Raw genomic sequence first — 21,955 nt, forward strand, 5'->3', positions numbered from 1 at the left:
CAGCAGGAAATCCTGACTGTCCGAGTCTTGCACCGGGCACCGACAACCGCAGTGCCGGCGTTGCCGCGGGCCCGCCGACCGAGCGGGTTTCAGGTCAGGCCGGCGATCCAGGCGTCGACGGTGGTGACATCGGCCTGGCGCGGGAAGACCTTCTCCGTCAGGACCCGGTGGACCTCGGGGTCGGCGTCGGCGCAGCCGTCGGCCAGGACGGTGAGCCGGAAGTCGAGGTCGGCGGCCTGGCGGAGGGTGGACAGGACGACACCGCTGGTGGCGAGGCCCGTCAGGACCAGGCGGTCCACGGCACCGCCGCGCAGTACGAGGTCCAGATCGCTTCCGGCGAAGGCGCTCACGCGCTTCTTGGTGACGACGCACTCGCCGGGCAGGGGCGCGACGTCGGGGTGGATGGCGGCCCCGGGGTCGCTGTCGGTGAACGCTCCGTCGGGCAGGGCGGCGAAGAGCGGGCTGGACTTGGTCTCCGGGTGGCCGGCGCGGAAGCCGACGACGACGAACACCACGGGGACGCCCGCCGCCCGGGCCGCGGCGACGGCGCGGGCGAGGCGGGGCGTGTAGTCGGGGTCGAGGTCGGCGATCCGGCCGGTGATGGAGTTCTGGACGTCCATCACGAGCAGGGCGGAGTGGGTCATCGTTCGTCCTTGGCATCGAGGGGCGGGTCGGTTCGGGGGTCGGCGGAGGTCTCGTCGGCACCGATGCGGCGCAGCGAGCGGTCGGCGACGGTCACCGCGAGGAACAGCACGCTCACGGCGAGCATGAAGGCGGCGAGGTGGTGCAGGCCACCGGTGTCCGCGCGTTCTCCGAAGAAGCTGCCACTGGCGGCGGAGGCGATGATGGCGCCCAGATAGCCGAAGGTGCGCAGCAGCCCGGCGGAGGAGCCCATGCGTTCGCCGTCGGCCTGGTGGAAGACGGCGTTCTGCAGGGCGAGGTTGTTCAGTCCCTGTGGGACTCCGAGGACGATCACGACCATCAGGAGCATCCACACGGGGCTGTGGGCGTTCAGGAGGAACAGCAGGGCGCAGGCGATGATCTGGCCGGTGGCGCCGGCCAGGAGCTTGCCGCGGACCGCCTGGCGTCGCCCGGTGAGGGTGGAGACGACGATCGCGGTGGCGAACAGCGGGAGCTGGACCAGCCCGGCCTGGGAGGGCGACAGTCCGCGTCCCTGCTCCGTCCACTGGGTGTAGCCGTAGAGGAAGGCGTAGGTGACGACGTAGCAGAGCAGTGTCCTGGTGTACGTGGCGAGGAGCGGCAGGTTGCCGCCCAGGACGCGTACGTCGATGAAGGGCGGCCGTGCGCGCAGCTCGCGCCAGGTGAAGCCGGCCGCCGCGGCGGCGGTCAGGACCAGCAGGTACCAGTCGCCGCCGCCGGGGTTCATGAGGAACAGCAGGAGACAGACGAGCGCCGCGGCGAACAGGCCCATGCCGGGCAGGTCCAGATCGCCCACGGGGTGGCGGCCGTCCTCCCGGCGGGGGGCAGGGGTCGCCGGGATGCGGCGGGCGCCGAGGTAGAGGCCGGCTGCCGCGAGGGGGATGTTGACGGCCAGCGTCGCACGCCAGCCGCCGACGCCGATCAGCAGACCGCCGATGCCGGGACCGATGACGGCGATGGTCTGGGTGGTGACGGCGAGGGCGGTGAGCACCCCGGCGGGGCTCTTGTGGCCGGTGCGCTTCGACTCGCTGCGGATGAGGTACATCGCCGCCGGATAGCCGGCGCAGGTGCCGAAGCCCAGGAGGACGCGGGCGGCGACGAGCACGCCGAGGCTCGGGGCGAGCATGCCGACGACTCCGGCTATGCCGGTCAGCGCCGTCCCGGCCAGGAACAGCCGGCGAGGCCCGAAGAGGTCGATCAGCCGTCCCACGACCGGCTGTCCGATGGAGGTGGCCAGGTAGAGGGAGGAGATGAGCCACGCCGTTTCGGACGGCGGGGCGCCGAAGGCCGCGCCGATCGGCACCAGCGAGACCGAGATGATGGAGGAGTTGACGGGGTTGAGCACCGCCCCGAGCATCATCGGGGCCAGCAGGCGCCGGTCGAAGCCGGCCGCGGCTCCGCCGGGACGCGGCCGGCGCAGCCCGGAGACCAGGCTTCCGGTCACGAGCGGACGACCCTTTCCAGCAGGGCCGCCGCCTCGATCAGGAGGCGGCGCTCCTCCTCCGTGCACCCGTCTTCCAGGGCGCGGGTGAGCCAGCCCTCCCCGGCCCGCCGTCGGTCCTCGAGGAAGACGTGGCCGCTGTCGGTCACGAAGACCAGTTGGCGGCGGCCGTCCTCGGGGTCGGGGCGGCGGTCCACGAGGCCGCGTTCCACCAGGACGCCGACGGTGGCGGCGACCGACTGGTGCCGGACGCGTTCGGCGGCCGCGAGGTCCGTGACCGACGCCTCGCCGTCCTTGTCGAGCCGGCTGAGGACCGACGTCTGGGACGGGGTGAGGTCACCGGGATCGTAGGTCTCACGCATGCGGCGCCTCAGCCGGCTGTAGACCACACGGACGTCGTGGGCCGCGCGGACAGCGGATTCGGACACGCCGTCGGGAGTGCTGGTCACCTCATTCATATGCACAGGCTAACGTGCGCAGTCCAGGCTGCGCAATTATGGCTGTGCAAGTCCGGGTACGCATTCCTGGCTGCGCGATGCGTCGGCGGGCGCCGGTCTGCGCGTGATCGTCAGCGGGTGACCCCCAGGGCCGGCAGTACCGTCTCCGCGACCCGGTACGCCTCCTCCAGCAGCGGGTTTCCGGAGAGGATGAAGGTGTCGACGCCCAGGTCCTCGAACTCCTTGAGCCGCTCGACGACCTGAGCCGTCGATCCCACCACCGCGGTGCCCGGCCCCGGCCGGAACAGGCTCATGCCCGGCCACATGTTGGGGTGGACCTCCAGCTCACGGGCGCGCGCGGGCACCTTCCCGCCGTGCTGGCGGAACTGCCGCTGCCAGCCGACGCCGTCCTCGCCCACCCGGTCACCGAGCTGACGGGCGTACGTGGCGTCGCTGGTGACGTCGAGGAGCCGGTCGGCCGCGGCCCAGGCCTCCTCCTCCGTATCCCGGACGATCAGGTGCAGCCGCAGGCCGATCCGGAGGGTACGGCCGTACGCGGCGGCCCTCGCCCGGACCTTCTCCAGCTTCTCCTTCAGCAGGTGCGGCGGCTCTCCCCAGGTCAGGAAGACGTCCACGTGTTCGGCGGCCATTTCGATGCCGGGGTCGGACGAGCCGCCGAACCAGAGCGGGATGTGCCCGTCCTGGACCGGCCGCAACTCGCGGAAGGATGCGCCGGCGTTCCTCAGGTCGTAGAAGCGGCCCTTGTGGTCGAAGACCTCACCGGCCGTCAGCCGCTTCACGATCGACCAGTACTCCGCGCTCAGCTCGTACCGTTCGTCGTGCTCCACGTGCAGTCCGTACTCCCGCAGCGACTGCGTCGAACCGTTGACCACGTTGAAGCGGAGCCGGCCGCCGAAGAGCGTGTCGAAGCTCAGCGCCATCTTGGCGAGCAGCGTCGGCGGGATGAGCCCGGGGTGAACGGCGAGCAGGGGCTTGAAGCGGGTGCTGGTCGAGGCGGCCAGTGCGCTGCCGAGCGGCCAGACGTCGTACAGGTCGGTGGCGAGCAGCGCACCGCTGTAGCCGAGCCGCTCGACCGTCCCGGCCAGTTGGGTCAGATACCCGAGGTCCACGGGGCGCCGGCCCTCGGGCTCCCAGGGGTAGGCGCCTTCGCGCGGAATGATGTACCAGAGGACTTCGGTCGCCATGTCGTCATACCGCCTTGTCGGTGGTGGCACGGACACGGGCGTGGGCGACGGTGACCGGCCGGTCGATGAATCCGGTCCGGTGGAAGATGTCGGCGGCCTCCTGCTGCTCGGCGATGAACGCGTCGGAGACGGGCTCGATCGTCCAGGGCAGCGAGGCGAGGGCGGTCTCCCAGTCGTCGGCCGAGCCACCGAGGTCGGCGGCGGCGATCTCGGCCGCCTGCCGGGGGTGGGCTGCGGCCCACTCGTCCGCGCGCCGCAGCGCCCGGGTCAGGGCCTCGACGACGTCGGGCCGGGATTCGGCGAGGTCGCGCCGGGTGAAGAACACGGAACGGTCGCTGATGACGTCGCCGGTACGGACCAGGGTCCGCAGTCCGCCGGTGCGCCGGGCGGCCGCCAGCTCGGCGCCCTGGGCGACCCAGGCGGCGATCGCGCCGGTGCGCAGCAGTTCTTCGCTGTCGGCGGTGCTGCGGACGGCCGTGACGTCCTCGGCATAGGACAGCCCGGCGTCGTCGAGCGCCTTGGCGATGAGATGGGTCTGCCAGGATCCGATCGCCAGGTGCACGGTCGCGCCCTTGAGGTCGGCGACGCCGTGCACGGGGCTGTCCTCGGGTACGAGGAGCGCGCCGTGTTCGGGGCGTGGCGCGGAGACCGCGGTGTAGACGATGTCGTGCCCGGCGGCCTGGGCGGTGACGGGCGGGGTGGAGCCGGTGCCGCCGAAGTCGATGACGCCCCGGGTCAGGAGTTCGCCGGTGCGCAGGCCGTTGGTGTACGGGTGGAAGACGACGGTCTCGCCCAGCGGGGCCAGTTCCTCCTGGGCGAAGCCCAGCCGGGAGAGGTGGTACAGGTGGTAGAGGGACGGGTTGCTGCTGTGGACACCGATGGTGAGGGTCATTCAGATCACTCCGGCTTCGGCGGGTACGGGGGACGGAAGGGAAGGTGCGGGGGCGTCGACGCCGAGGTCGGCCAGGAGCCGTCGGCGCAGAGCGGCGAACGCGGGGTCGCCCGGGTCGCGCGGCCGGGCGATCTCGACGGGCTCGTCGGTGACGAGGCGGCCGTCGCGCAGGACGGCGACCCGGTCGGCCAGCCGTACGGCCTCCTCGACGTCATGGGTGACCAGCAGGACGGCGGGGCGGTGCCGGCGGCACAGTTCGCCGACGAGATCCTGCATCTTCAGCCGGGTCAGCGCGTCCAGGGCGGCGAACGGCTCGTCGAGCAGCAGGAGTTCGGGCTCCCGGACCAGGGCCCGGGCGAGGGCGACGCGCTGGGCCTCGCCACCGGAGAGGGTGGCCGGCCAGGCCTCGGCATGCCGTTCCAGGCCGACTTCGGCCAGCGCGCGGAGCCCGTCGGCCGAGCGGTTCCGGGGCAGGGCCACCGTCACGTTGGCCAGAACCCTTTTCGACGGGACGAGCCGGGGTTCCTGGAAGACGATGGTGCGGGCCTCGGGGACGAGCACCTCTCCCCCGTCGTCGCCGTCGAGGGCCCCGAGGATGCGCAGCAGCGTCGTCTTCCCGCTACCGCTGGCACCGAGCAGGGCGACGAACTCACCCCGGGCGATGTCGAGTCGAAGACCGTCGAGGACGGCACGGTCGCCGAACGCCCGGCGCAGTCCCCGTACCCGGACGGCCGGTACGGATGTCGGATCGGTGGTCATCGGGTGGCTCCCCGGGAAGTGCGCCACGGCATCAGCACGCGTTCCAGCAGCCGTACGAGAACGTCGGCGGTCAGTCCGAGGAGTCCGTAGACGAGGATGCAGACGGCGAGGATGTCGGTGCGGGCGTAGCTCTGTGCCTGGGACATCAGATAGCCGATGCCGGCGGTCGCGTTGATCTCCTCGGCGGCGATCAGCGCGATGACGCTGAGCGTCATCGACAGGCGCAGTCCGGCGAGCAGGGACGGCAGGGCGCCGGGCAGGACGACTTCGCGCACGAGGGCGAGGCGTCCCATGCCGAAGCTCCGCATGGCCTCGATGAGTTTCGGGTCGGTGTTGCGCACGCCGCTCGATGTGGACACGTACATCGGGAAGGTCGTGGCCACGGCGATGAGGAGGATCTTCGCCGTCTCGTTGATCCCGAACCAGACCATGAACAGCGGCACCAGGGAGAGGAAGGGGATCGTGCGCAGGGTCTGGAGCGAGGAGTCGAGGAGTTCGTCGCCGAGGCGGGTGAATCCGGTCGTGATGCCGAGGACCAGTCCGGCGGCGAGGCCGATGAGGAGCCCGAGGCCGGAGCGGGTGAGGGAGGTCGTGAGGGCGTCGGGGAGCTGGCCGTTGCCCCACAACTCACCGACTGCTCGCAGCACTTCGGCGGGTGATGCCAGGACGTCGGGGGTGAGGACCCCGGTGGCGGAGGCCGTCCACCACAGCACCAGCAGGGCGACCGGGCCAAGGGTGCGCACGGTCAGCGCGTAGCCGCGGCTGCGGTTCCTGCCCGTGCGGGGGCGCGGCCGGACGAGTCCGGTGGGCGCGGCGGCGGTGTCGCTCATGTCAGCTTCCCGACGTCGAGCAGGTGCGCGGCGACATCGACCCGGTCCTTGGTGACCTTCTGGTCGGCGTAGAACGTGGCGACGTCCTCGAAGCGTGCGATGTCCTCGGGCCCGATGGGATCGACGGTGCCGCCCTGCGCGGTGAAGCCGGTCTGGACATCCTCGGCCTTGCCGGTCACGGCGGTCGGGCCGACGTCCGTGAAGACGTTGAGGTACGCGCCCGGGTTCCGCTTCTCCTTGGCGCTGGCCTCGTGGAGGTACTGGTAGAGAGCCTGTACGACCTTCGGGTGCTGCTCGGCGAACTCGGTCCGCACGGCGTTGAGGCTGTAGTTGTCGGAGCTGATCGCGGCGCCGTCGGCGACGAAGTGCGCCTTGCCGCTGCCGATCTCGGCGACCGCGTACGTGGCCCAGACGGCCCAGGCGTCGACCTTGCCGGCGTTGAAGACCGCCGCGGTCTGGTCGGGGCGCAGATAGACCCGGGTGACCTTGTCCGCCGGGATGCCTGCCTTTGCGAGGGCCTTGAGCAGCAGGTACTCGCCGGTGCCGCCCTGGTTGACGGCGACCTTCTTCCCCACGAGGTCGGCCACCGAGCCGATGTCCGACCCGTTCCTGACGAGGATGCCCTCCCCTGCGGCGTCCGGGTCGACGGCGGTGAAGAACTTGAAGCCGGGCCGCTGGGCGAGCGAGGTGATTCCGGAGGTGATGGAGCCCGTGGCGATGTCCAGCTGGTCGGCGTTCATGGCCTGGGCCGCGGGGGCGAACGGGCCGGCACTGCCCGTCCACTGCACCTTGGCGCCCGCCTTGGACAGGGCCTTGTCGAGGCTGCCGTCCCTCTTGCCGAGGGCGAGCACCCCGGAGTTTCCGGGGTCGGGGATGCGGACGGTCACCGTGGCCTTCGAGCCCCCCGCGGCGCTGTCGGCCTCGGACGTGCCGCAGGCGGTGAGGGCGACGAGCGCCGAGACCGTGAGGAGCGCCGGAACGGCGGTGGTGCGCAGTGGTCGGGCGAGATTCATGACGAGGGTTCCTCTGGGATCGGGGGTGCGGAGGTGCGGCGTACCAGGGCGGCGGCGCGGCGCAGCGGTTCGGGGTCGGCCCAGGCCGCCACGTCGACGGGTTCGGGCAGGAAGCCGTGGGCGCGCAGCCCGGCCTCCTGCGCGGCGAGCAGGGCGAGGCGTTCGGCGGACAGGTCGGGGTGGAGGGTCAGGTGGGTGCCGGGCCGGTAGGCGCCGGCGACTCCGTCGGCACCCGCCCCGGTCTCGGCGCCGAGGATGCGCCGGACCTCCCCGGGCTGTCCGGCGGCCCAGTCGGCCGCCCTCAGCAGGACGGCGAGGAAGCGGTCGACGAGGCCGGGGTGTTCGTCCAGGAGCTGCTGGTGGACGGTGATGGGGCGCGGGGTTCCGTTGTTGACGCGGAAGCGGCGGTCGGGCAGTTCGTCGAGCTCGACGGCCACGTCGGCGCCGGCCCGGCGGGCCGCCTCGACGGCCACCGCCCCCTTCACGTACACGGCGTCGACGTCGCCGCGCCGCAGCGCCTCGAGTTCGGCCGCCCACTGGCCCTCGTGCCCGTCGGCGGGTACGTCGACGAACGAGGCGTCGTCCAGGGCGAGTCCGGCGGAGGCGAGCGCTCCCTCGAAGCCGCGCAGGGCCATGGCCCGCCAGAAGTCGATGGCGATGTCGTGCTTCGGCACGGCGAGGCGCAGCCCGCGCAGTGCGGCGGCGCCCCGGATTCCGGAGCCGGGTGCGACCAGGACGGTCTGTCGTTCCTCGATCCAGGTGAGCCCGACCAGCCGGGTGCGCTCGCCCCGCGAACGGGCCCACAGGGCGGGCACGTTGCCGCCCTCCCGGAAGAGGCCGGGCAGGGCGTGGGTGTAGTGGGCGGCGCGGTCGGCGTCCGGGGAGGCGTCCTGGAGGGAGCGCACGGAGATGCCGTCGGCGGCGAACTCGTCGGTGAGCCACTGCCGGTCGGCGGCGATGCCGGTGGCGGTGGGGACGGGACAGCGGGTGAACCAGAGGGTCCGGGGCAGGACGGCAGACGTCATGGAGTCTTCCCGAGGATCGGCGAAGCAGGGGGAGCCCACGGGCACGGCCCGTACGTCCCGGAGCCGGGAGGTACGTACGGCACGACCCGTGACGCGTCGGAGCGACGCGTCAGGCGTGAAGAAGAACGTGTGGGGAGGTCAGCGACAGGCGGCGCTGGAGACGCGGGCCAGATCGATGTGACGCCGCAGCGTGAGAGCGAGCAGGACCGGAGCGGTGCGGTCGGGGTACGCGGATCGGCGGCCGGCCATGGCACTGCTCCCTTCAGCTCGTCGGTGGTGAGGGCTGCAGCCTGCCACGGGGTGTCGCCCGCCCACAACTCGCTTCCCATGATGTGGGATTGGGTATGAACGGCATGTTTCACCAGGCGATTCGGGCCCGGCCCGGCTCCCGCGATGTGGCAAGGTCGGGTCCCGCATCCCACGAGCGGAGAGTGAACCCCATGACCGAGGCCGCAACGGTACGCGCTCCCGGTGGGGCGCAGGCGGTACAGCGCGCCCTGGACGTCCTGCACTGTTTCCACGACAACGGGCCCGATCTGAGCGCCTCCGATCTGGCCCGCCGTCTCACGCTGTCGGTCTCCACCGCCCACCGGCTGGCGCGCACCCTGCTCGGTGCCGGGTTCCTGGAGCAGGACGCCCGGACGTCCCGTTACCGGCTGGGACCCGCCGTGACCGAGCTGGGCCGGCTCTCCTACCACCAGCGCGGTCTGCATCTGGCCGCCCCCGAGCTGGCCGATCTCGCCGAGCGCACGGGCGCCACCGCCGACCTGGCGCTGCGCAGCGGGCCGCACGCGGTGATCGTGGCGGGTGGCTCGGTGACCCCCAAGGTGGGGCTGCGCCGGCCGCTGCACTCCACGGCTCTGGGCAAGGTCCTGCTGGCCTGGGCGAGGCCGGGTGAGGGCGGCCCTTCCTCGCTGCCGCCGCTGCCCGCCTTCACCGACCGGACGATCGTCGAACCGGCGGCCCTGGAGGCGGAGCTGGCCCGGGTGCGTTCCGACACCTATGCCGTCAACGACGGCGAGTCGGCCCACGGGGTACGGACCCTGGCGGTGCCCGTGCTGGACGGCGCCGGGTACGCCCGTTTCGCCCTGGCGGTGCGTGCCACCCCGTCCGTGATCACCGAGGAGCGCGGCGACTGGTTCCTGGCGCAGGCGCGTTCCTGCGCGCGCGCCCTGGAGGTGCTGCTGCTGTCGCCGGCGGAGCGTCGGCCGCCCGCGTCCTGAGCCGTGCGCCGGGCCGGGCTGTCAGTCGCGCATGGGACGATATGAGTCGCTCCGGGCGGAAGCCGGGCGCAGCGGCAAGGCGGCGGGGACAGAAGGTACGACATGACTGAGGCCGGGTCCACGGAGGGCGGGGCGCCGACCGGGCGGGCGGCCCGGGAACTGCTGGCGCGGGCCGACGGGCTGCTGGAAGCGGCGCGCGGCGTCCTGGCGGATCACACCCGCGCGGTCGGTGCCGTGCGCACGGCGCTGGATCCGCTGCTCGACGCCCTCGTCCGCAAGGAGCTGTCGGCCATCCCGGTGTCCCGGCTCAAGGACGTCACCGAGGGCCGGCTGCGCCTCGGCGCGGTCGAGCAGGCCGGGTTCACGACGGTGGAGCAGGTGTACGGGGCCGGCCGGTACGAGCTCCGCCAGATTCCCGGCGTCGGTGCGCAGACGGCCGACCAGACCCTGGCCGCCGCGGGCCAGATCGCGCACGCGGTGCGGGACACGGTCGCCCTGCGGATAGACGTGGACACACCGGACGACGCCACGACGTCCCTGGTCACCGCGTTGTACCGGCTGGTCGAGGCCGGGCCGGACGTACGGCGGGCCGTGGACGGGGCCCGGCGGCTGGCCACCGGCCTGGAGCCGCTGCTGGCCGCTGCCGGCCCGGCCCGGGGGCGGCTGCGGATGGTCTTCACCCGACGGGAGGCCCGGGCGCGCGTACGGGAAGCCGTCGCGTCCGTGCGGGCGGCCGTCGCCGATGCGGTGGAGCGCGGACTTCCTCCGCTCTTCGCCCAGGTGTCGGTGGATCTGCTGCGGGACCCCGGGTCCGACGTCGCGGCCTGGGTCGACTTCGAGCTGCGGTCCGCGGAGTACTACAGCCTGCTGGCGGAGATGTCCGGCACCGGTCCCGACCGGGACGCGGCGGAGGGGTTCCTGCCGTCCGGTATCGCCGACCGGGTCCGCGGGCTGCGGCTGGACGACGCCCGGCTGCGGGTCTCGCTGCGCGGCTACCAGTCGTTCGGCGCGCGCTTCGCGCTCGCGCAGAAGCGGGTGATCCTCGGGGACGAGATGGGGCTCGGCAAGACCGTGCAGGCCATCGCCGCGCTGGCCCATCTCGCGGCGCGCGGGGAGACGCACTTCCTGGTGGTGTGCCCGGCGAGCGTGCTGATCAACTGGACGCGGGAGGTCCGGGCCCGGTCCACACTGCGGCCGCTGCCGGTGCACGGTCCGCAGCGGCAGGAGGCGTTCGCCGAGTGGCGCGAGAGCGGCGGGGTCGCGCTGACCACCTTCGACGCCCTGCACACGCTTCCCCCGGCGGGCGAGAGCGGGGTGCGGCCCGGCATGCTCGTCGTCGACGAGGCACACTACGTGAAGAATCCGGCCACCCGTCGCGCCCGTGCCGTGTCCGGCTGGTCGGAGGGGACCGAGCACGTGCTCTTCCTGACCGGCACGCCCATGGAGAACCGGGTGGAGGAGTTCCGCAGCCTGGTCCGCCATCTCCAGCCCGAACTGGCCCCGTCCGTCAGCACCACGCACGGCGTCGCCGGTTCGCACGCCTTCCGCCGGGCCGTCGCCCCCGCCTATCTGCGCCGCAACCAGCAGGACGTGCTCACCGAACTCCCCGCGCTCGTGCAGGTCGACGAGTGGGAGGAGTTCAGCGAGGCCGATCAGCAGGCGTACCACGAGGCGGTGGCCGCCGGGCACTTCATGCGGATGCGCCGGGCCGCGTACGCGCGCCCCGCTACGTCCGCGAAGCTGAACCGGCTGCGCGAACTCGTCGCGGAAGCCGAGGACAACGCCCTGAAGGTCGTCGTGTTCTCCTACTTCCGCGAGGTGCTGGACACGGTCCGGCAGTCCCTGGGGGACGGCGTGTTCGGCCCGCTGTCCGGAAGCGTGCCGGCCGCGCGGCGCCAGGAGCTGATCGACGGCTTCGCCGCGGCGGACGGCCACGCGGTGCTGCTCAGCCAGATCCAGGCGGGCGGGATCGGGCTGAACATGCAGGCCGCCTCGGTCGTCATCCTCTGCGAGCCCCAGATCAAGCCGACGATGGAGCACCAGGCCGTGGCCCGCGCGCACCGGATGGGCCAGATACGCACGGTCCAGGTGCACCGGCTCCTCGCGACGGACAGCGTCGACCAGCGGATGCTGGACATCCTGGCCCGCAAGGAGCGGTTGTTCGACGCGTACGCACGGCGCAGCGACGTCGCCGAGACGACGCCGGACGCCGTGGATGTGTCGGACGGTTCGCTGGCCCGACGCATCGTCGAGGAGGAACAGCGGCGCCTGGCCGCGGTCGCGGACGCGGCGAGCCCGGAGCCGTCCCGCTCCGACACGGCGGGCCGGACGCGGGGCCTTCCGTTCGGATCCGGCGCGAGCCCGGCCTGATCCGGACGGGCGGCCCAGGCCGCCGGCCGAAGGATCCAGGAACCCACCGCCGGCGGCTCAGCTCCGGCGGCGGCCGGCCGCCGTACTCCGGCCCGGCCGACTGCCGTGAGCGCCTCGTGGTCGCGTGCGGGATCAACCGCCCCGCAGGCGCGGCGCCGTGGCCGGCCACCCGGTGCGACAAGCGCGCCGTTCGCCATGGAGGGACGCACGGTCCGGGTCCGCCCGACCCTCGAATCCGCTTGCGCAGCAACGGGTTTAGGGTGTGGACGGCCCGGCGTGCACGGGGCCGACGGGGCTACGGGGGGGCGGGACGGCAATGGTGGACGAGGCGGGCGCAGCCCGGACGGACAAGACAGGCAGGACCGGCGGTGACAACGGGCCGATCGCCCCGGTGGACCGACGGGTCCTCGCCGTCGCGGGCCTGGTCTTCGCCGTACTGATGGCGTTGTCCACGCGCTACGGATTCCACATCGACGAGCTGTACTTCCTCGACTCCGCCCGGCACCTTCAGGCGAGCTACGTGGACCAGCCCCTGCTGGCCCCACTGCTGGCCCGCGTCTCGCTGTCGCTGTTCGGCGTCTCGGAGGCCGGCCTGCGGCTGTGGCCCGCACTCGCCGCCGCGGGCACGGTGGTCGTGGGCGGGCTGACGGCGCGAGAACTCGGAGGCGCCCGGCGGACCCAGCTCCTCGCCGCGATCGCAACCGCCACCATGCCCGTACTCCTGGGCGGCGCCCACATCGCCAACACCACGTCGTACGAGGTGCTGGCCTGGGCGGCGATCGCGCTCGTGGTCGTACGGATCGGCCGCACCGGGGACACCCGCTGGTGGCTCGTCGCGGGAGCGCTCATCGGCATCGGCGCGGAGTTCAACCACCTCGCGGGCATCTTCGGCATCGTCCTGCTGGCCGCCATCCTGCTCGGCCCGGCCCGCCGCACGGTGGCCGACCGCTATCTGCTCGCGGGCGCCGGAATCGCCGTGCTGCTCGTCCTGCCCGACCTCTGGTGGCAGGCCCACCACGAGTGGGCCATGTTCGAGATGACGAGGGCGCTGAACGAGAAGAACGGAGGCCCTCAGAAGATCCCCACCTGGATCGTCGGCCAGCTCGCCACGGCCGGTCTGGCCATGGCACTCCTCTGGCCTGCGGGCCTGCGCTTCCTCTGGCGCTCCGGCCGCCCCCTGTGGCAGTGCCTGGTCACCGCGTACGTCGTCCTGTTCCTCCTGTTCGCCGTGACCACCGGCGCCCAGATCTACTACCTGGGCGGACTGTACGTATGTCTGCTGGCGGCCGGAGCGGTAGGACTCGACGCGTGGTTGCACGCCCGTCCCGACCGCCTGCGCGCTCTCATGACCGCGACCGCGGCCTCGACCGCCCTGCTCGCCGTGATCGTCCTGCCGATCCTGCCGCCGGCCTCGATCGCCTGGACCTACGGCATCAGCACGAACTCCGGGGAATCTCTGGGCTGGCCCCAACTCGTCGGCACCGTAAACCAGGTATGGACCGCCCTCCCACCGCAACAGCGCGCCGGAGCGGTGATCCTCGCGGCCGACTACGGCGAGGCCGGTGCCATCAACGAACTCGGCCGCGGCACCGGCCTGCCTCCCGCCGTGAGCGCCCACAACACCGACTGGTGGTGGGGCCCGGGCAACCCGGCGGCCACCACCGTCATAGCCGTAGCTCCCGGCCCCGGCCACGCCCCCGGCTACGCCGCCCAACTCCGCCGGTTCTTCCGCCACGTCACCGTGGCCGCCGACGTCTCCAACCCGTACGGCGTTCACAACGTGGAGTGGGGCGGCCACATCTACCTCTGTACCGGACCGCGCCGCCCCTGGGCCGCGATGTGGCCCCAACTCCGCCACTACGGCTGACAAGTCGCCGGCGTGACACCGCGCTCCCTCTCACGCCGCTGGGCAGCACTTCTCACCGCCGCCGCCCTCCCGATCGAGGACTTCGCACAGTGGCTGTGACGAGCACTCCCGCGACAGGCCTCAGTGGCCCTCGTGCGCCGACGCCTCCTCAGGGGTCTTCGCCTCCGGGGACGACGCCATGGTGTGCCCGTCGTGCCCCGGCACCGTCCCGTCCGCCTTGGCGACCAGCAGCATTCCGGCCATGCCCATGTCGGAGTGGCTCTGCACATGGCAGTGGTACATCCAGGCGCCGGCGCCCACGTGTTCACCCGCGATGACCTGGAAGCCGAAGGAGTCCGCCGGTCCGACGATCTTCGTGTCGATGACCCGGCTCGGGTCGTCGGGTCCGGTGAGCAGGCCCGTACGGTTGTCCGCCCAGCGGTGACCGTGGATGTGGAACGTGTGGTAGTACTCGCCGTGCGTGATCATGACCACTTCGAGCCGGTCCCCCACCGTGGCCTCGAAGTCGGGGCTCTTGTCGGCGGGCTTGTTGTTGATCGTCATGTCGTTGAAGACGATCGTGATGGTCTTGTCGGGCAGGATGTCGCCCTTGCGCCGGACGACCACCGGCCCGTACAGCCCCTTGCGGATGCCGCCCGTACCGTGGTCCGTGCCGACCACGTGGTCGTGGTAGTGCCAGTAGCCCGCACTGCCGGGCTGCCAGGTGCCGTCCTTGCGCCGGCCCGGGGCGTGGGTGCGCCAGGTGTACGTACGGGTCTCGCCCGGTTCGACGATGCTCCGGTTCATCCGGGTGCCGTCGCTCGCGATGTCGTAGTCGACGCCGTGCGCGTGGAGGCTGGCCGCCACGTCCATCGTGTTCTCGAACTCGATGTGCAGGGTGTCGCCTTCGTTGATGTCGATCAACGGCCCGGGAACCGACGCCTTGCCCTTCTCGAACCCGTAGCCCATCGAGCCGTCCGCCAGCTTCTCTGCGTACAGCTTGAGATGGCGTACCACGCCTCCCGCGGGTGCCGTCCGGGGTGGGTTCTCCGCCGAGGTGGCCTCGATCGCGCCGAGAGACAACGATGTCACTCCGGTCGCCGCCGCCACCCCGCCGCCCATCAGAACCCGCCGGTTGAAGCTCCTTCGGTCCATGTCGAACTCCCCACTGTGGGATGGATGTTGCGGAGATCGGGCCATACCGTAGCCCGGGCGGCTTCGTTTATCCACACTAAGGACAAAGTTGGTGTCATTGCTGCCATAGCTATTGGCGAGTCGCGAAAAGAGGTCTAGCTTCATGCGCTGTTGCAGTGACCGAAGCTGTTGCAGCGACCAAAGAGGGGTGGGTGACCACATGCAGCGCACACCACATCACAGGTCCGGATCACGACGCGGACTTGCGGCGGCCGTGGCGGCCGGCGCATTGACCGCATCCCTGCTCGGCGGCAACGCCGCCAGTGCGAGAACGGATCCCGGCGCGCCGGAGTCCATGGCGACAACGTTGTCCCTGCCGTCGCCACCGGGCGGCGCCAACGTCAAGGTGCTCGTCTTCCATGCCTCCGCCACCGAGGAGTCCCCGACGGTCGACGCCGGGATCGCGGCGATCGAGAAGATCGGGCTCAGCGGGCCGGAGGCGGGCCGGTTCAGGACCGTGGCGTCCGACGATCCGGCCGTGTTCACCAACGGCAAGCAGCTCGGGAAGTACAACGCCGTCGTCTTCCTGACGGGCGGCGGCGACGTCCTGGACCCGGAGCAGGAGGCCGGTCTCGAGGCGTACATGGAGGCCGGCGGCGGCTTCCTCGGCATCCATGACGCGGCGCGCACCGAGCCGTACTCGGACTGGTTCACCGGACTGGTCGGTGCCCGTCCGGCGGCCGGCAGCCCCACCTCCGTACAGCGTGCGACGGTGGAGATCGGCGACCGGCAGCACCCGGCGACGAAGAACCTGCCGCTGGAGTGGAAGCGCCCGGACAAGTGGCTGAACTGGAAGGACAATCCGTCCGGGGACGTCCACACCGTGGCGAGGGTCCGGGAGATCACGTACAAGCCGGGCACGAGCGCCAACGGCTGGGACCACCCGGTCTCCTGGTGCCGTGACTACGACGGCGGCCGGTCCTTCTACACCGCCATGGGCGGCACGGTCGACAGTTTCGCCGAGGCGGACTTCCGTGACCATCTGCGGGGCGCCCTGGACTGGACGACCCGGATCTCGCAGGCCGACTGCAAGGCGACGATCACCTCCAACTACACGGCGGAGAAGGTCACTCAGCCCAACCAGCCGGGCAAGAACGACCAGATCGGCGAACCGCACGGCCTGGTGACGGCCCCCGACGGACGGGTGCTGTACATCGGCCGCGGCGGCGCGGACAGCAGCGTGCCGGTCGTCACCGACTGGACCGACCCCGACGTCGGCAAGGGCCTCGGCCAGATCCACGTCTACGACCCGAAGACCAAGAAGGTCACCCTCGCCGGTGAACTGACGGTCTTCGGCAACAAGGGCGGCGGAGACGAACTGGTCAAGGTCGAGGAGGGTCTGCTCGGCATCGAGCTCGACCCGGACTTCGAGAAGAACGGCTGGGTGTACCTGCACTACACACCCCACGACAAGCTCGACCGCGACAAGCAGATGGCGGTCCGTCAGGTCTCCCGTTTCACCCTCGACCTGACGACGAACAAGCTGGACCTCTCCTCCGAGAAGGTGCTGCTGCAGTGGCCGGTCCAGGTCCACAGCTGCTGCCACGCCGGCGGCGGCATGGCGTGGGACTCCAAGGGCAACCTGTACATCGCGACCGGTGACAACAACTCCTCCGGCTTCAGCGACGGTTACTCGGGCAACAACCCGCAGCCCAACTACAAGGGCGTCTCGTTCGCCGACGCCCGCCGCACCGCGGGCAACACGAACAACCTCAACGGGAAGATCCTGCGGATCCACCCCGAGGACGACGGCACCTACACGCTCCCCGCGGGCAACCTCTTCACCGGCAAGGAGCCGGACGAGGGCGGCGGCAAGACCCGCGGCGAGATCTATGTGATGGGCGTGCGCAACCCGGCCCGGATCTCGATCGACAAGTCGACCGACACGCTGTACGCGGGCTGGGTCGGCCCCGACGCGGGCGCTCCGAGCACCACCTGGGGTCCGGCCAAGTACGACACGTTCGCCGCGATCACCCAGGCGGGCAACCACGGCTGGCCGTACTGCATGGGCAACAAGCAGCCCTACCGGGACCGCAATCTGCCGGATCCGAGCAAGCCGCTCGACTGGTACGACTGCGACCACCCCAAGAACGAGTCGCCGAACAACGACGGTCTCGTGAAGCTGCCGCCGATCACCTCCAACACCATCTGGTACTCGCCCCAGGGCGGTGGCGTGGACTACCCGCGCGACGAGAACGGCATCCCGAGCTACAAGGTCGAGGACCAGAAGGAGCTCCTGCCCTGGCTCAAGGGCGGCGGCCAGGCGACGATGAACGGCCCGGTCTACCGGTACGACGCGGCGAGCACCAGCGCCGACAAGTGGCCGTCGTACTGGGACGGCAAGTGGTTCGTCGGCGACTTCTACGACGACACCCAGCCGCGGCACGCCGTGCTCACCGATCCGAAGACGGTCGGCAAGGGCGGTCTGCCCACGCACGCCGAGTCCCTCAAGGAGATCATCCCGGTGGGCGCGGACGGCATCCGCAACCTGATGGACTGGAAGTTCGCCCCGGACGGTTCGCTGTACGTCCTGGACTACGGGCGCGGCTTCTTCACCTCCGACTCCAAGTCCGCGCTGTGGCGTGTGACGTACAAGGGCGGCGCGGCGACCCCGGCCGTCAAGGATCTGGCCAGGAAGGCGGCAGTGCAGTGAGTCACCGTTCGATCTTCTTCCGAAGGCGGCTGAGGCCCGCGCGCCTGTGGCTCGCGCTGCTGGGGTCGTTCCTGATGGTGCTGGGGCTGACGTCGACGGCGGCGTACGGCCGTGCGGCGGCACCGGCGGACGCGGCGGCCGACCAGGTGCTGACCTGGACGGCGGGCGACCCCATCGACCACTACCTCTCCGCGCCGAAGACGGCGGTGGCCGGCAAGGCGACCATCGTCTTCGAGAACAGTGAGGCGACCGGCAACACCACGGGCATGCCGCACACCCTGACGTTCAGCGTGTCGGACCCGGAGTTCAACAACGACGTCCCGCTGAACCTGCTGGCCAACCCGGGCGACGACCAGGGCGGCAAGCAGACGGCGGAGGTCACCCTCTCGCCCGGCCGGTACTTCTACCACTGCACCATGCCGGGGCATGAGGCGATGCAGGGCATCCTGACCGTGACCGACGGGGGCGGCGGTGAGGACACCACCGCGCCCGAGACCTCGGCGAAGGTCGACGGCGACAAGAACGCCGACGGCGCGTACATCGGTCAGGCCACGGTCACCCTCGCCGCCACCGACGAGGGTTCGGGAGTCGACACCGTCGAGTACGCGGTCGGGGCGGACGGCGCCTGGCAGCCGTACACCGTGCCGGTCGTCGTGAACGAGGTCGGCGCGCACGTCATCCGGTACCGCGCCACCGACAAGGCCGGCAACGCGGCCGCGGAGAAGACGGCCGAGTTCACGGTCGCCGCTCCGCCGACGGACGACACGACGGCACCCGAGACCTCGGCGACCGTGTCCGGGGAGAAGGACGACCAGGGGCAGTACCTGGGCATGGCGACGGTCACCGTCACCGCGTCCGACACCGGCTCGGGCGTCAACACCATCGAGTACGCGCTCGGGGCGGACGGCGTCTGGCAGGCGTACGCCGGTCCCGTGATGGTCCACGAGGTGGGGGCGCAGAAGGTCCGCTACCGCGCCACCGACAAGGCCGGCAACGCGGCCGCGGAGAAGGCGGTGGACTTCACCGTCGTCGAGCCTCCCACCCAGGACACGACGGCGCCCGAGACGTCCGCGAAGGTCGAGGGCGACAAGAACTCGGACGGCGCCTACCTCACCAGTGCCAAGGTGACGGTCACCGCGACCGACGCCGACAGCGGGGTGGACAAGGTCGAGTACTCCCTGGACGGCGGCCCGTACCTCGCGTACACGGCCACCGTCATCGTCGACCGGACCGGCTACCACACGGTCGCCCACCGAGCCACGGACAAGGCCGGGAACACCTCCGAGGCGAAGCGGACGTCGTTCACCATCGCGCAGAGCGGCGGCGTTCCGGCGCCGAACTGCCCGGAGTTCGACGAACGCCTCACCGTCATCGTGGGCACCGTCGACACCGGGGTCCCCAACCGCATCACCGGGAACCGCTGCACGATCAACGAGCTGATCGAGGACGAGAAGGACTGGTCCTCGCACGCGCTGTTCCTCAAGCACGTCGACACGGTCCTCGACAAGCTGCTCACCGCCGGGGTGATCGACGCCCGCGAGCACAAGAAGATCTACCGGGCGGCCAAGCAGTCCGGCATCGGCAAGCCGGGCCAGGACGAGGGCTACAGCAAGCTCTTCGACGGCACGGCCGCCTCGCTCGCCAAGTGGCAGCAGGTCGGTGGCGGGCAGTTCGCGCTCAACGAGGCGGACAGCGCGATCACCAGCTCCACCACGGTGGACGGCATGGGCATGCTGTGGTTCCCGGGCCGCCAGTACGGGGACTTCTCGCTGAAGCTCCAGTGGCGGGACGACGCCCCCGGCACGGGCAACGCCAACGGCGGGGTGTTCGTACGCTTCCCCAACGTCCACGACAATCCGGAGGAGCCGAATCCGGAGTGGGTCGCCATCAAGTACGGCCATGAGATCCAGGTCAACGACCGGCCGGACGGCGACATGTACAAGACCGGCTCCGTCTACGGTTTCGACCGGGTGGGTCTCGCGGGCGCCGGGGTCACCCCCAAGGGCACCTGGAACGACTACGAGATCCGGGTGGTGGACCAGCACTACTCGATCTACCGCAACGGTGTCCTGCTCAACGAGTTCGACAACACCGGCGGTCAGGTCTTCGAACCGCCGCGGGGTGACGACCCGGGCACCGACGGCCGGCGGTACGCCTCCGGCTACATCGGGCTCCAGGTCCACAGCACCTCGGACGTGATCTCCTACCGGGACATCCGGATCAAGGAGCTGTAACAGCACCGTTCGGCATCAGGTGGCCGCGGCCGCATGCTCCGGCATGTGGTCGCGGCCTCCCGGGTGCCGGTGGCGCCACACCCAGAAGACCGTGATGGAGACCAGGCACCAGACCGCGAGCACCAGGAAGGGGAAGAGCTTCTGGTGGCCCTGGTAGTAGACCGCGGTGTGCTGTGCGTTGACGGAGGCGCCCGGCGGCAGCCAGCGTCCGATGTGCCCGAGCAGTGAGGGCAGCAGCGGCCAGGACACGGCCCCGCCGGAGGACGGGTTCCCCAGCAGCACCATCACACCCCAGGTGGGAAGCATGGCCCAGCGCCCCATCAGGGTGTTGAACATGGTGAAGACCATGCCCGAAGTGAACATCGTGAACGCCAGGATCAGCCACGACTCGGCGAAGGGCAGATCGACGGCGCCCAGCAGCCAGTCCACCACCGCGGCGATGGCGAAGGCGCCCAGCAGCGAGTAGACGATGGTGAACGCGATCCGTTCCAGGGGGATCAGGCCCTTGGCGTGCACGCTCAGCTGGATGGAGCCGACGAATCCCACGATCACGGCGGCGAGCGAGATGTAGAAGAGCGCGAGTCCGCGGGGATCGCCCTTCTGGAGCGGTTTGACGTCCGCGACGGCAACGGGGATATCCAGTGTGTCCCCCACCTTCACGGCGGACTCGGCGAGCAGTTGGGCGACGGCGGCGCCGGAGGCACTGGCCACGTCGAGCCCCACCCCGCGGCTTCCGGAGCGCACGATCGTGAAGACCTCCTGTTCCTCCAGCGCCTCGCGCGCCGCGGCCGGCGTCCGGTAGACGTGGATGACGAGCGAGGCGTCGAGGGCCTTGTCCATCGCGGCGACGAACTCCTTGCCGCGTGCGGTGTCCGGCTGGCTGACCACGGCGGTCGGAATCCGGTGGGGGGTCGGATTGGCCATGGCGTACGTGTACGAACCGGCGAAGAGCCCCGCGGCCGCCGCGAGGATGAACACCAGGACCGTCGCCGGGAAGTAGGGCGACTCCTTGTACGCCGCCCATTTCTCTCCCCTGGTCAGCGGCCTGCTGTGCGCCCCGTGGTGTGCCTCGTGCGGTGAATCGTGGTGCGCCTCGGGCTCCCGGCCGGATGTGCTCATGCGTCGTCGTCCTCGTCGTGGCGGGCGCGACTGGGCTGTACACGTTTCGGTTCGCCCGGCATCTTCGGGTACTCCGGCGGGTAGGGCAGGTCGCCGGGACCGCCGTCGCTCTCGTGGCGGTCGGCGAGCTCCAGCAGCGAGTCGAGCCGGAAAACCTCCTGGTCCATGTCCTCGTGCACATCGCCCAGTTCCGCGTAGCGCACGGGCATGGTCCGGATGTCGAAGTCGCGCGGCTCGGCGTCGTCGATCTCGTCCCAGCGCAGCGGGGCGGAGACCGGGGCGTGCGGGCGGGGGCGTACGGAGTAGGCGGAGGCGATCGTGCGGTCCCTGGCCGTCTGGTTGTAGTCGACGAAGATCCGCTCGCCGCGCTCCTCCTTCCACCAGGCGGTCGTCACCCGGTCGGGCATCCGGCTCTCCAGCTCGCGCCCCACCGCGATGGCCGCCCGCCGGACCTCGGTGAACGTCCAGCGGGCCTCGATGGGCACGAAGACGTGGATGCCCCGGCCGCCGGACGTCTTGGGCCAGCCGCGAAGCCCGTGCTCGTCCAGGACCGCACGCAGCTCATGGGCGGCCCGGACGGCGTCGGAGTAGTCGGTGCCGGGCTGCGGGTCCAGGTCGATGCGCAGCTCGTCGGGGTGGTCGGTGTCGCCGCCGCGGACGGGCCAGGGATGGAAGGTGAGCGTCCCGAGGTTGGCCGCCCAGATGACGGCGGCGACCTCGGTGGGGCACATCTCGCGGGCGGACCGGCCGCTGGGGAAGGAGATCTCCGTGGTGGGGATCCACTCGGGGAGGTTCTTCGGGGCGCGCTTCTGGTAGAAGAACTCGCCCTCGACCCCGTCCACGAACCGCTGGAGCGTGGTGGGCCGGTTGCGCAGGGCGCGCAGGATCCCGGGGCCCACGGTCAGGAAGTACTCGGCCACGTCCCTCTTCGTGTAGCCCTTCTCAGGGAAGTAGATCTTGTCCGGACTGGACAGCCGTACGGCCCGTCCCGCTGCGTCCAGCTCCACCGCTTTGCCCGCTGCTGCCATGTCGGCCACGGTAGGCGGGGCACACA

Annotated in this window: 18 protein-coding genes; 5 read left to right on the forward strand and 13 right to left on the reverse strand. The window is 71.2% G+C overall.

Features of this window, described 5'->3' with window-relative positions:
- Positions 1 to 89: 89 nt before the first annotated feature.
- The 10 genes from OG959_RS02425 to OG959_RS02470 all read right to left on the reverse strand — a co-directional run bounded on the left by OG959_RS02425 (position 90) and on the right by OG959_RS02470 (position 8,511).
- Positions 90 to 644 carry a cysteine hydrolase family protein gene (locus tag OG959_RS02425; protein ID WP_326656302.1) on the reverse strand — a complete coding sequence of 185 codons (555 nt, stop codon included), beginning with the start codon at positions 642 to 644 and terminating at the stop codon, positions 90 to 92.
- Positions 641 to 2,020, reverse strand: a complete 1,380-nt coding sequence (locus tag OG959_RS02430) for an MFS transporter (RefSeq protein WP_442805721.1) — start codon at positions 2,018 to 2,020, stop codon at positions 641 to 643. Before OG959_RS02430 ends, OG959_RS02425 begins: the two co-directional genes overlap by 4 nt.
- 80 nt (positions 2,021 to 2,100) lie before the next feature.
- Positions 2,101 to 2,559: a MarR family winged helix-turn-helix transcriptional regulator gene (locus OG959_RS02435; protein WP_326656304.1), complete on the reverse strand. Its 459-nt coding sequence runs from the start codon at positions 2,557 to 2,559 to the stop codon at positions 2,101 to 2,103.
- Positions 2,560 to 2,669: 110 nt separating this feature from the next.
- On the reverse strand, positions 2,670 to 3,743 hold the full coding sequence (locus OG959_RS02440; RefSeq protein WP_326656305.1) for an LLM class flavin-dependent oxidoreductase: 1,074 nt from the start codon (positions 3,741 to 3,743) through the stop codon (positions 2,670 to 2,672).
- A 4-nt stretch (positions 3,744 to 3,747) separates the two neighbouring features.
- The gene (locus OG959_RS02445) at positions 3,748 to 4,635 is read right to left on the reverse strand and encodes an ABC transporter substrate-binding protein (protein WP_326656306.1); all 888 of its coding nucleotides are present in this window, start codon (positions 4,633 to 4,635) and stop codon (positions 3,748 to 3,750) included.
- Positions 4,636 to 5,394, reverse strand: coding sequence for an ABC transporter ATP-binding protein (locus OG959_RS02450; protein WP_326656307.1), 759 nt, complete (start codon positions 5,392 to 5,394; stop codon positions 4,636 to 4,638).
- A complete protein-coding gene (locus tag OG959_RS02455; RefSeq protein WP_326656308.1) occupies positions 5,391 to 6,224 on the reverse strand; it encodes an ABC transporter permease in 834 nt (277 codons plus the stop codon). The genes OG959_RS02450 and OG959_RS02455 overlap by 4 nt, the downstream gene beginning before the upstream one ends.
- Complete coding sequence (locus OG959_RS02460; protein ID WP_326656309.1) at positions 6,221 to 7,237, reverse strand: NrtA/SsuA/CpmA family ABC transporter substrate-binding protein; 1,017 nt, start codon at positions 7,235 to 7,237, stop codon at positions 6,221 to 6,223. Before OG959_RS02460 ends, OG959_RS02455 begins: the two co-directional genes overlap by 4 nt.
- Positions 7,234 to 8,262, reverse strand: a complete 1,029-nt coding sequence (locus OG959_RS02465) for an ABC transporter substrate-binding protein (protein ID WP_326656310.1) — start codon at positions 8,260 to 8,262, stop codon at positions 7,234 to 7,236. Before OG959_RS02465 ends, OG959_RS02460 begins: the two co-directional genes overlap by 4 nt.
- 138 nt (positions 8,263 to 8,400) lie before the next feature.
- Positions 8,401 to 8,511 (reverse strand): putative leader peptide, encoded by a 111-nt coding sequence (locus tag OG959_RS02470; protein ID WP_326656311.1) that lies wholly within the window; start codon positions 8,509 to 8,511, stop codon positions 8,401 to 8,403.
- 191 nt (positions 8,512 to 8,702) lie between these two features.
- Between OG959_RS02470 and OG959_RS02475 the strand changes: the two genes are divergently transcribed.
- From OG959_RS02475 to OG959_RS02485, 3 genes are all read left to right on the forward strand, one after another.
- Positions 8,703 to 9,485 carry an IclR family transcriptional regulator gene (locus OG959_RS02475; RefSeq protein WP_326656312.1) on the forward strand — a complete coding sequence of 261 codons (783 nt, stop codon included), beginning with the start codon at positions 8,703 to 8,705 and terminating at the stop codon, positions 9,483 to 9,485.
- A 102-nt stretch (positions 9,486 to 9,587) separates the two neighbouring features.
- Positions 9,588 to 11,855, forward strand: coding sequence for a DEAD/DEAH box helicase (locus OG959_RS02480; protein ID WP_326656313.1), 2,268 nt, complete (start codon positions 9,588 to 9,590; stop codon positions 11,853 to 11,855).
- Positions 11,856 to 12,171: 316 nt separating this feature from the next.
- Positions 12,172 to 13,722 (forward strand): ArnT family glycosyltransferase, encoded by a 1,551-nt coding sequence (locus tag OG959_RS02485; protein WP_326656314.1) that lies wholly within the window; start codon positions 12,172 to 12,174, stop codon positions 13,720 to 13,722.
- 120 nt (positions 13,723 to 13,842) lie between these two features.
- Here the strand turns inward: OG959_RS02485 and OG959_RS02490 are convergent, their stop codons facing one another.
- On the reverse strand, positions 13,843 to 14,856 hold the full coding sequence (locus OG959_RS02490) for a multicopper oxidase domain-containing protein (RefSeq protein ID WP_326656315.1): 1,014 nt from the start codon (positions 14,854 to 14,856) through the stop codon (positions 13,843 to 13,845).
- 199 nt (positions 14,857 to 15,055) lie between these two features.
- On the opposite strand from OG959_RS02490, the gene OG959_RS02495 reads away from it, so the two are divergent.
- Positions 15,056 to 17,548 carry a ThuA domain-containing protein gene (locus tag OG959_RS02495; RefSeq protein WP_326656316.1) on the forward strand — a complete coding sequence of 831 codons (2,493 nt, stop codon included), beginning with the start codon at positions 15,056 to 15,058 and terminating at the stop codon, positions 17,546 to 17,548.
- A 74-nt stretch (positions 17,549 to 17,622) separates the two neighbouring features.
- Complete coding sequence (locus tag OG959_RS02500; RefSeq protein WP_442805722.1) at positions 17,623 to 19,782, forward strand: OmpL47-type beta-barrel domain-containing protein; 2,160 nt, start codon at positions 17,623 to 17,625, stop codon at positions 19,780 to 19,782.
- 15 nt (positions 19,783 to 19,797) lie between these two features.
- Here OG959_RS02500 and OG959_RS02505 read toward each other — a convergent pair whose 3' ends face one another.
- Both OG959_RS02505 and ligD read right to left on the reverse strand, forming a co-directional pair.
- Complete coding sequence (locus OG959_RS02505) at positions 19,798 to 20,901, reverse strand: ABC transporter permease (RefSeq protein WP_326656318.1); 1,104 nt, start codon at positions 20,899 to 20,901, stop codon at positions 19,798 to 19,800.
- Positions 20,898 to 21,908, reverse strand: a complete 1,011-nt coding sequence (gene ligD, locus OG959_RS02510; protein ID WP_326666169.1) for a non-homologous end-joining DNA ligase — start codon at positions 21,906 to 21,908, stop codon at positions 20,898 to 20,900. Before ligD ends, OG959_RS02505 begins: the two co-directional genes overlap by 4 nt.
- Between the last annotated feature and the right edge of the window lie 47 nt (positions 21,909 to 21,955).

Source organism: Streptomyces sp. NBC_00385, from assembly GCF_035917155.1.
GTDB classification, from domain to species: domain Bacteria; phylum Actinomycetota; class Actinomycetes; order Streptomycetales; family Streptomycetaceae; genus Streptomyces; species Streptomyces poriferorum.

Excerpts from the sequence above, each read along its gene's own strand:
- OG959_RS02435 (WP_326656304.1), bottom strand. The coding sequence starts at position 2,559 with ATGAATGAGGTGACCAGCACTCCCGACGGCGTGTCCGAATCCGCTGTC.
- OG959_RS02485 (WP_326656314.1), top strand. The coding sequence starts at position 12,172 with ATGGTGGACGAGGCGGGCGCAGCCCGGACGGACAAGACAGGCAGGACC.
- OG959_RS02475 (WP_326656312.1), top strand. The coding sequence starts at position 8,703 with ATGACCGAGGCCGCAACGGTACGCGCTCCCGGTGGGGCGCAGGCGGTA.
- OG959_RS02425 (WP_326656302.1), bottom strand. The coding sequence starts at position 644 with ATGACCCACTCCGCCCTGCTCGTGATGGACGTCCAGAACTCCATCACC.
- OG959_RS02500 (WP_442805722.1), top strand. The coding sequence starts at position 17,623 with ATGGTGCTGGGGCTGACGTCGACGGCGGCGTACGGCCGTGCGGCGGCA.
- OG959_RS02465 (WP_326656310.1), bottom strand. The coding sequence starts at position 8,262 with ATGACGTCTGCCGTCCTGCCCCGGACCCTCTGGTTCACCCGCTGTCCC.
- OG959_RS02490 (WP_326656315.1), bottom strand. The coding sequence starts at position 14,856 with ATGGACCGAAGGAGCTTCAACCGGCGGGTTCTGATGGGCGGCGGGGTG.
- OG959_RS02470 (WP_326656311.1), bottom strand. The coding sequence starts at position 8,511 with ATGGCCGGCCGCCGATCCGCGTACCCCGACCGCACCGCTCCGGTCCTG.
- OG959_RS02505 (WP_326656318.1), bottom strand. The coding sequence starts at position 20,901 with ATGAGCACATCCGGCCGGGAGCCCGAGGCGCACCACGATTCACCGCAC.
- OG959_RS02460 (WP_326656309.1), bottom strand. The coding sequence starts at position 7,237 with ATGAATCTCGCCCGACCACTGCGCACCACCGCCGTTCCGGCGCTCCTC.
- OG959_RS02495 (WP_326656316.1), top strand. The coding sequence starts at position 15,056 with ATGCAGCGCACACCACATCACAGGTCCGGATCACGACGCGGACTTGCG.
- OG959_RS02455 (WP_326656308.1), bottom strand. The coding sequence starts at position 6,224 with ATGAGCGACACCGCCGCCGCGCCCACCGGACTCGTCCGGCCGCGCCCC.
- OG959_RS02440 (WP_326656305.1), bottom strand. The coding sequence starts at position 3,743 with ATGGCGACCGAAGTCCTCTGGTACATCATTCCGCGCGAAGGCGCCTAC.
- OG959_RS02430 (WP_442805721.1), bottom strand. The coding sequence starts at position 2,020 with ATGATGCTCGGGGCGGTGCTCAACCCCGTCAACTCCTCCATCATCTCG.
- OG959_RS02480 (WP_326656313.1), top strand. The coding sequence starts at position 9,588 with ATGACTGAGGCCGGGTCCACGGAGGGCGGGGCGCCGACCGGGCGGGCG.
- OG959_RS02445 (WP_326656306.1), bottom strand. The coding sequence starts at position 4,635 with ATGACCCTCACCATCGGTGTCCACAGCAGCAACCCGTCCCTCTACCAC.
- OG959_RS02450 (WP_326656307.1), bottom strand. The coding sequence starts at position 5,394 with ATGACCACCGATCCGACATCCGTACCGGCCGTCCGGGTACGGGGACTG.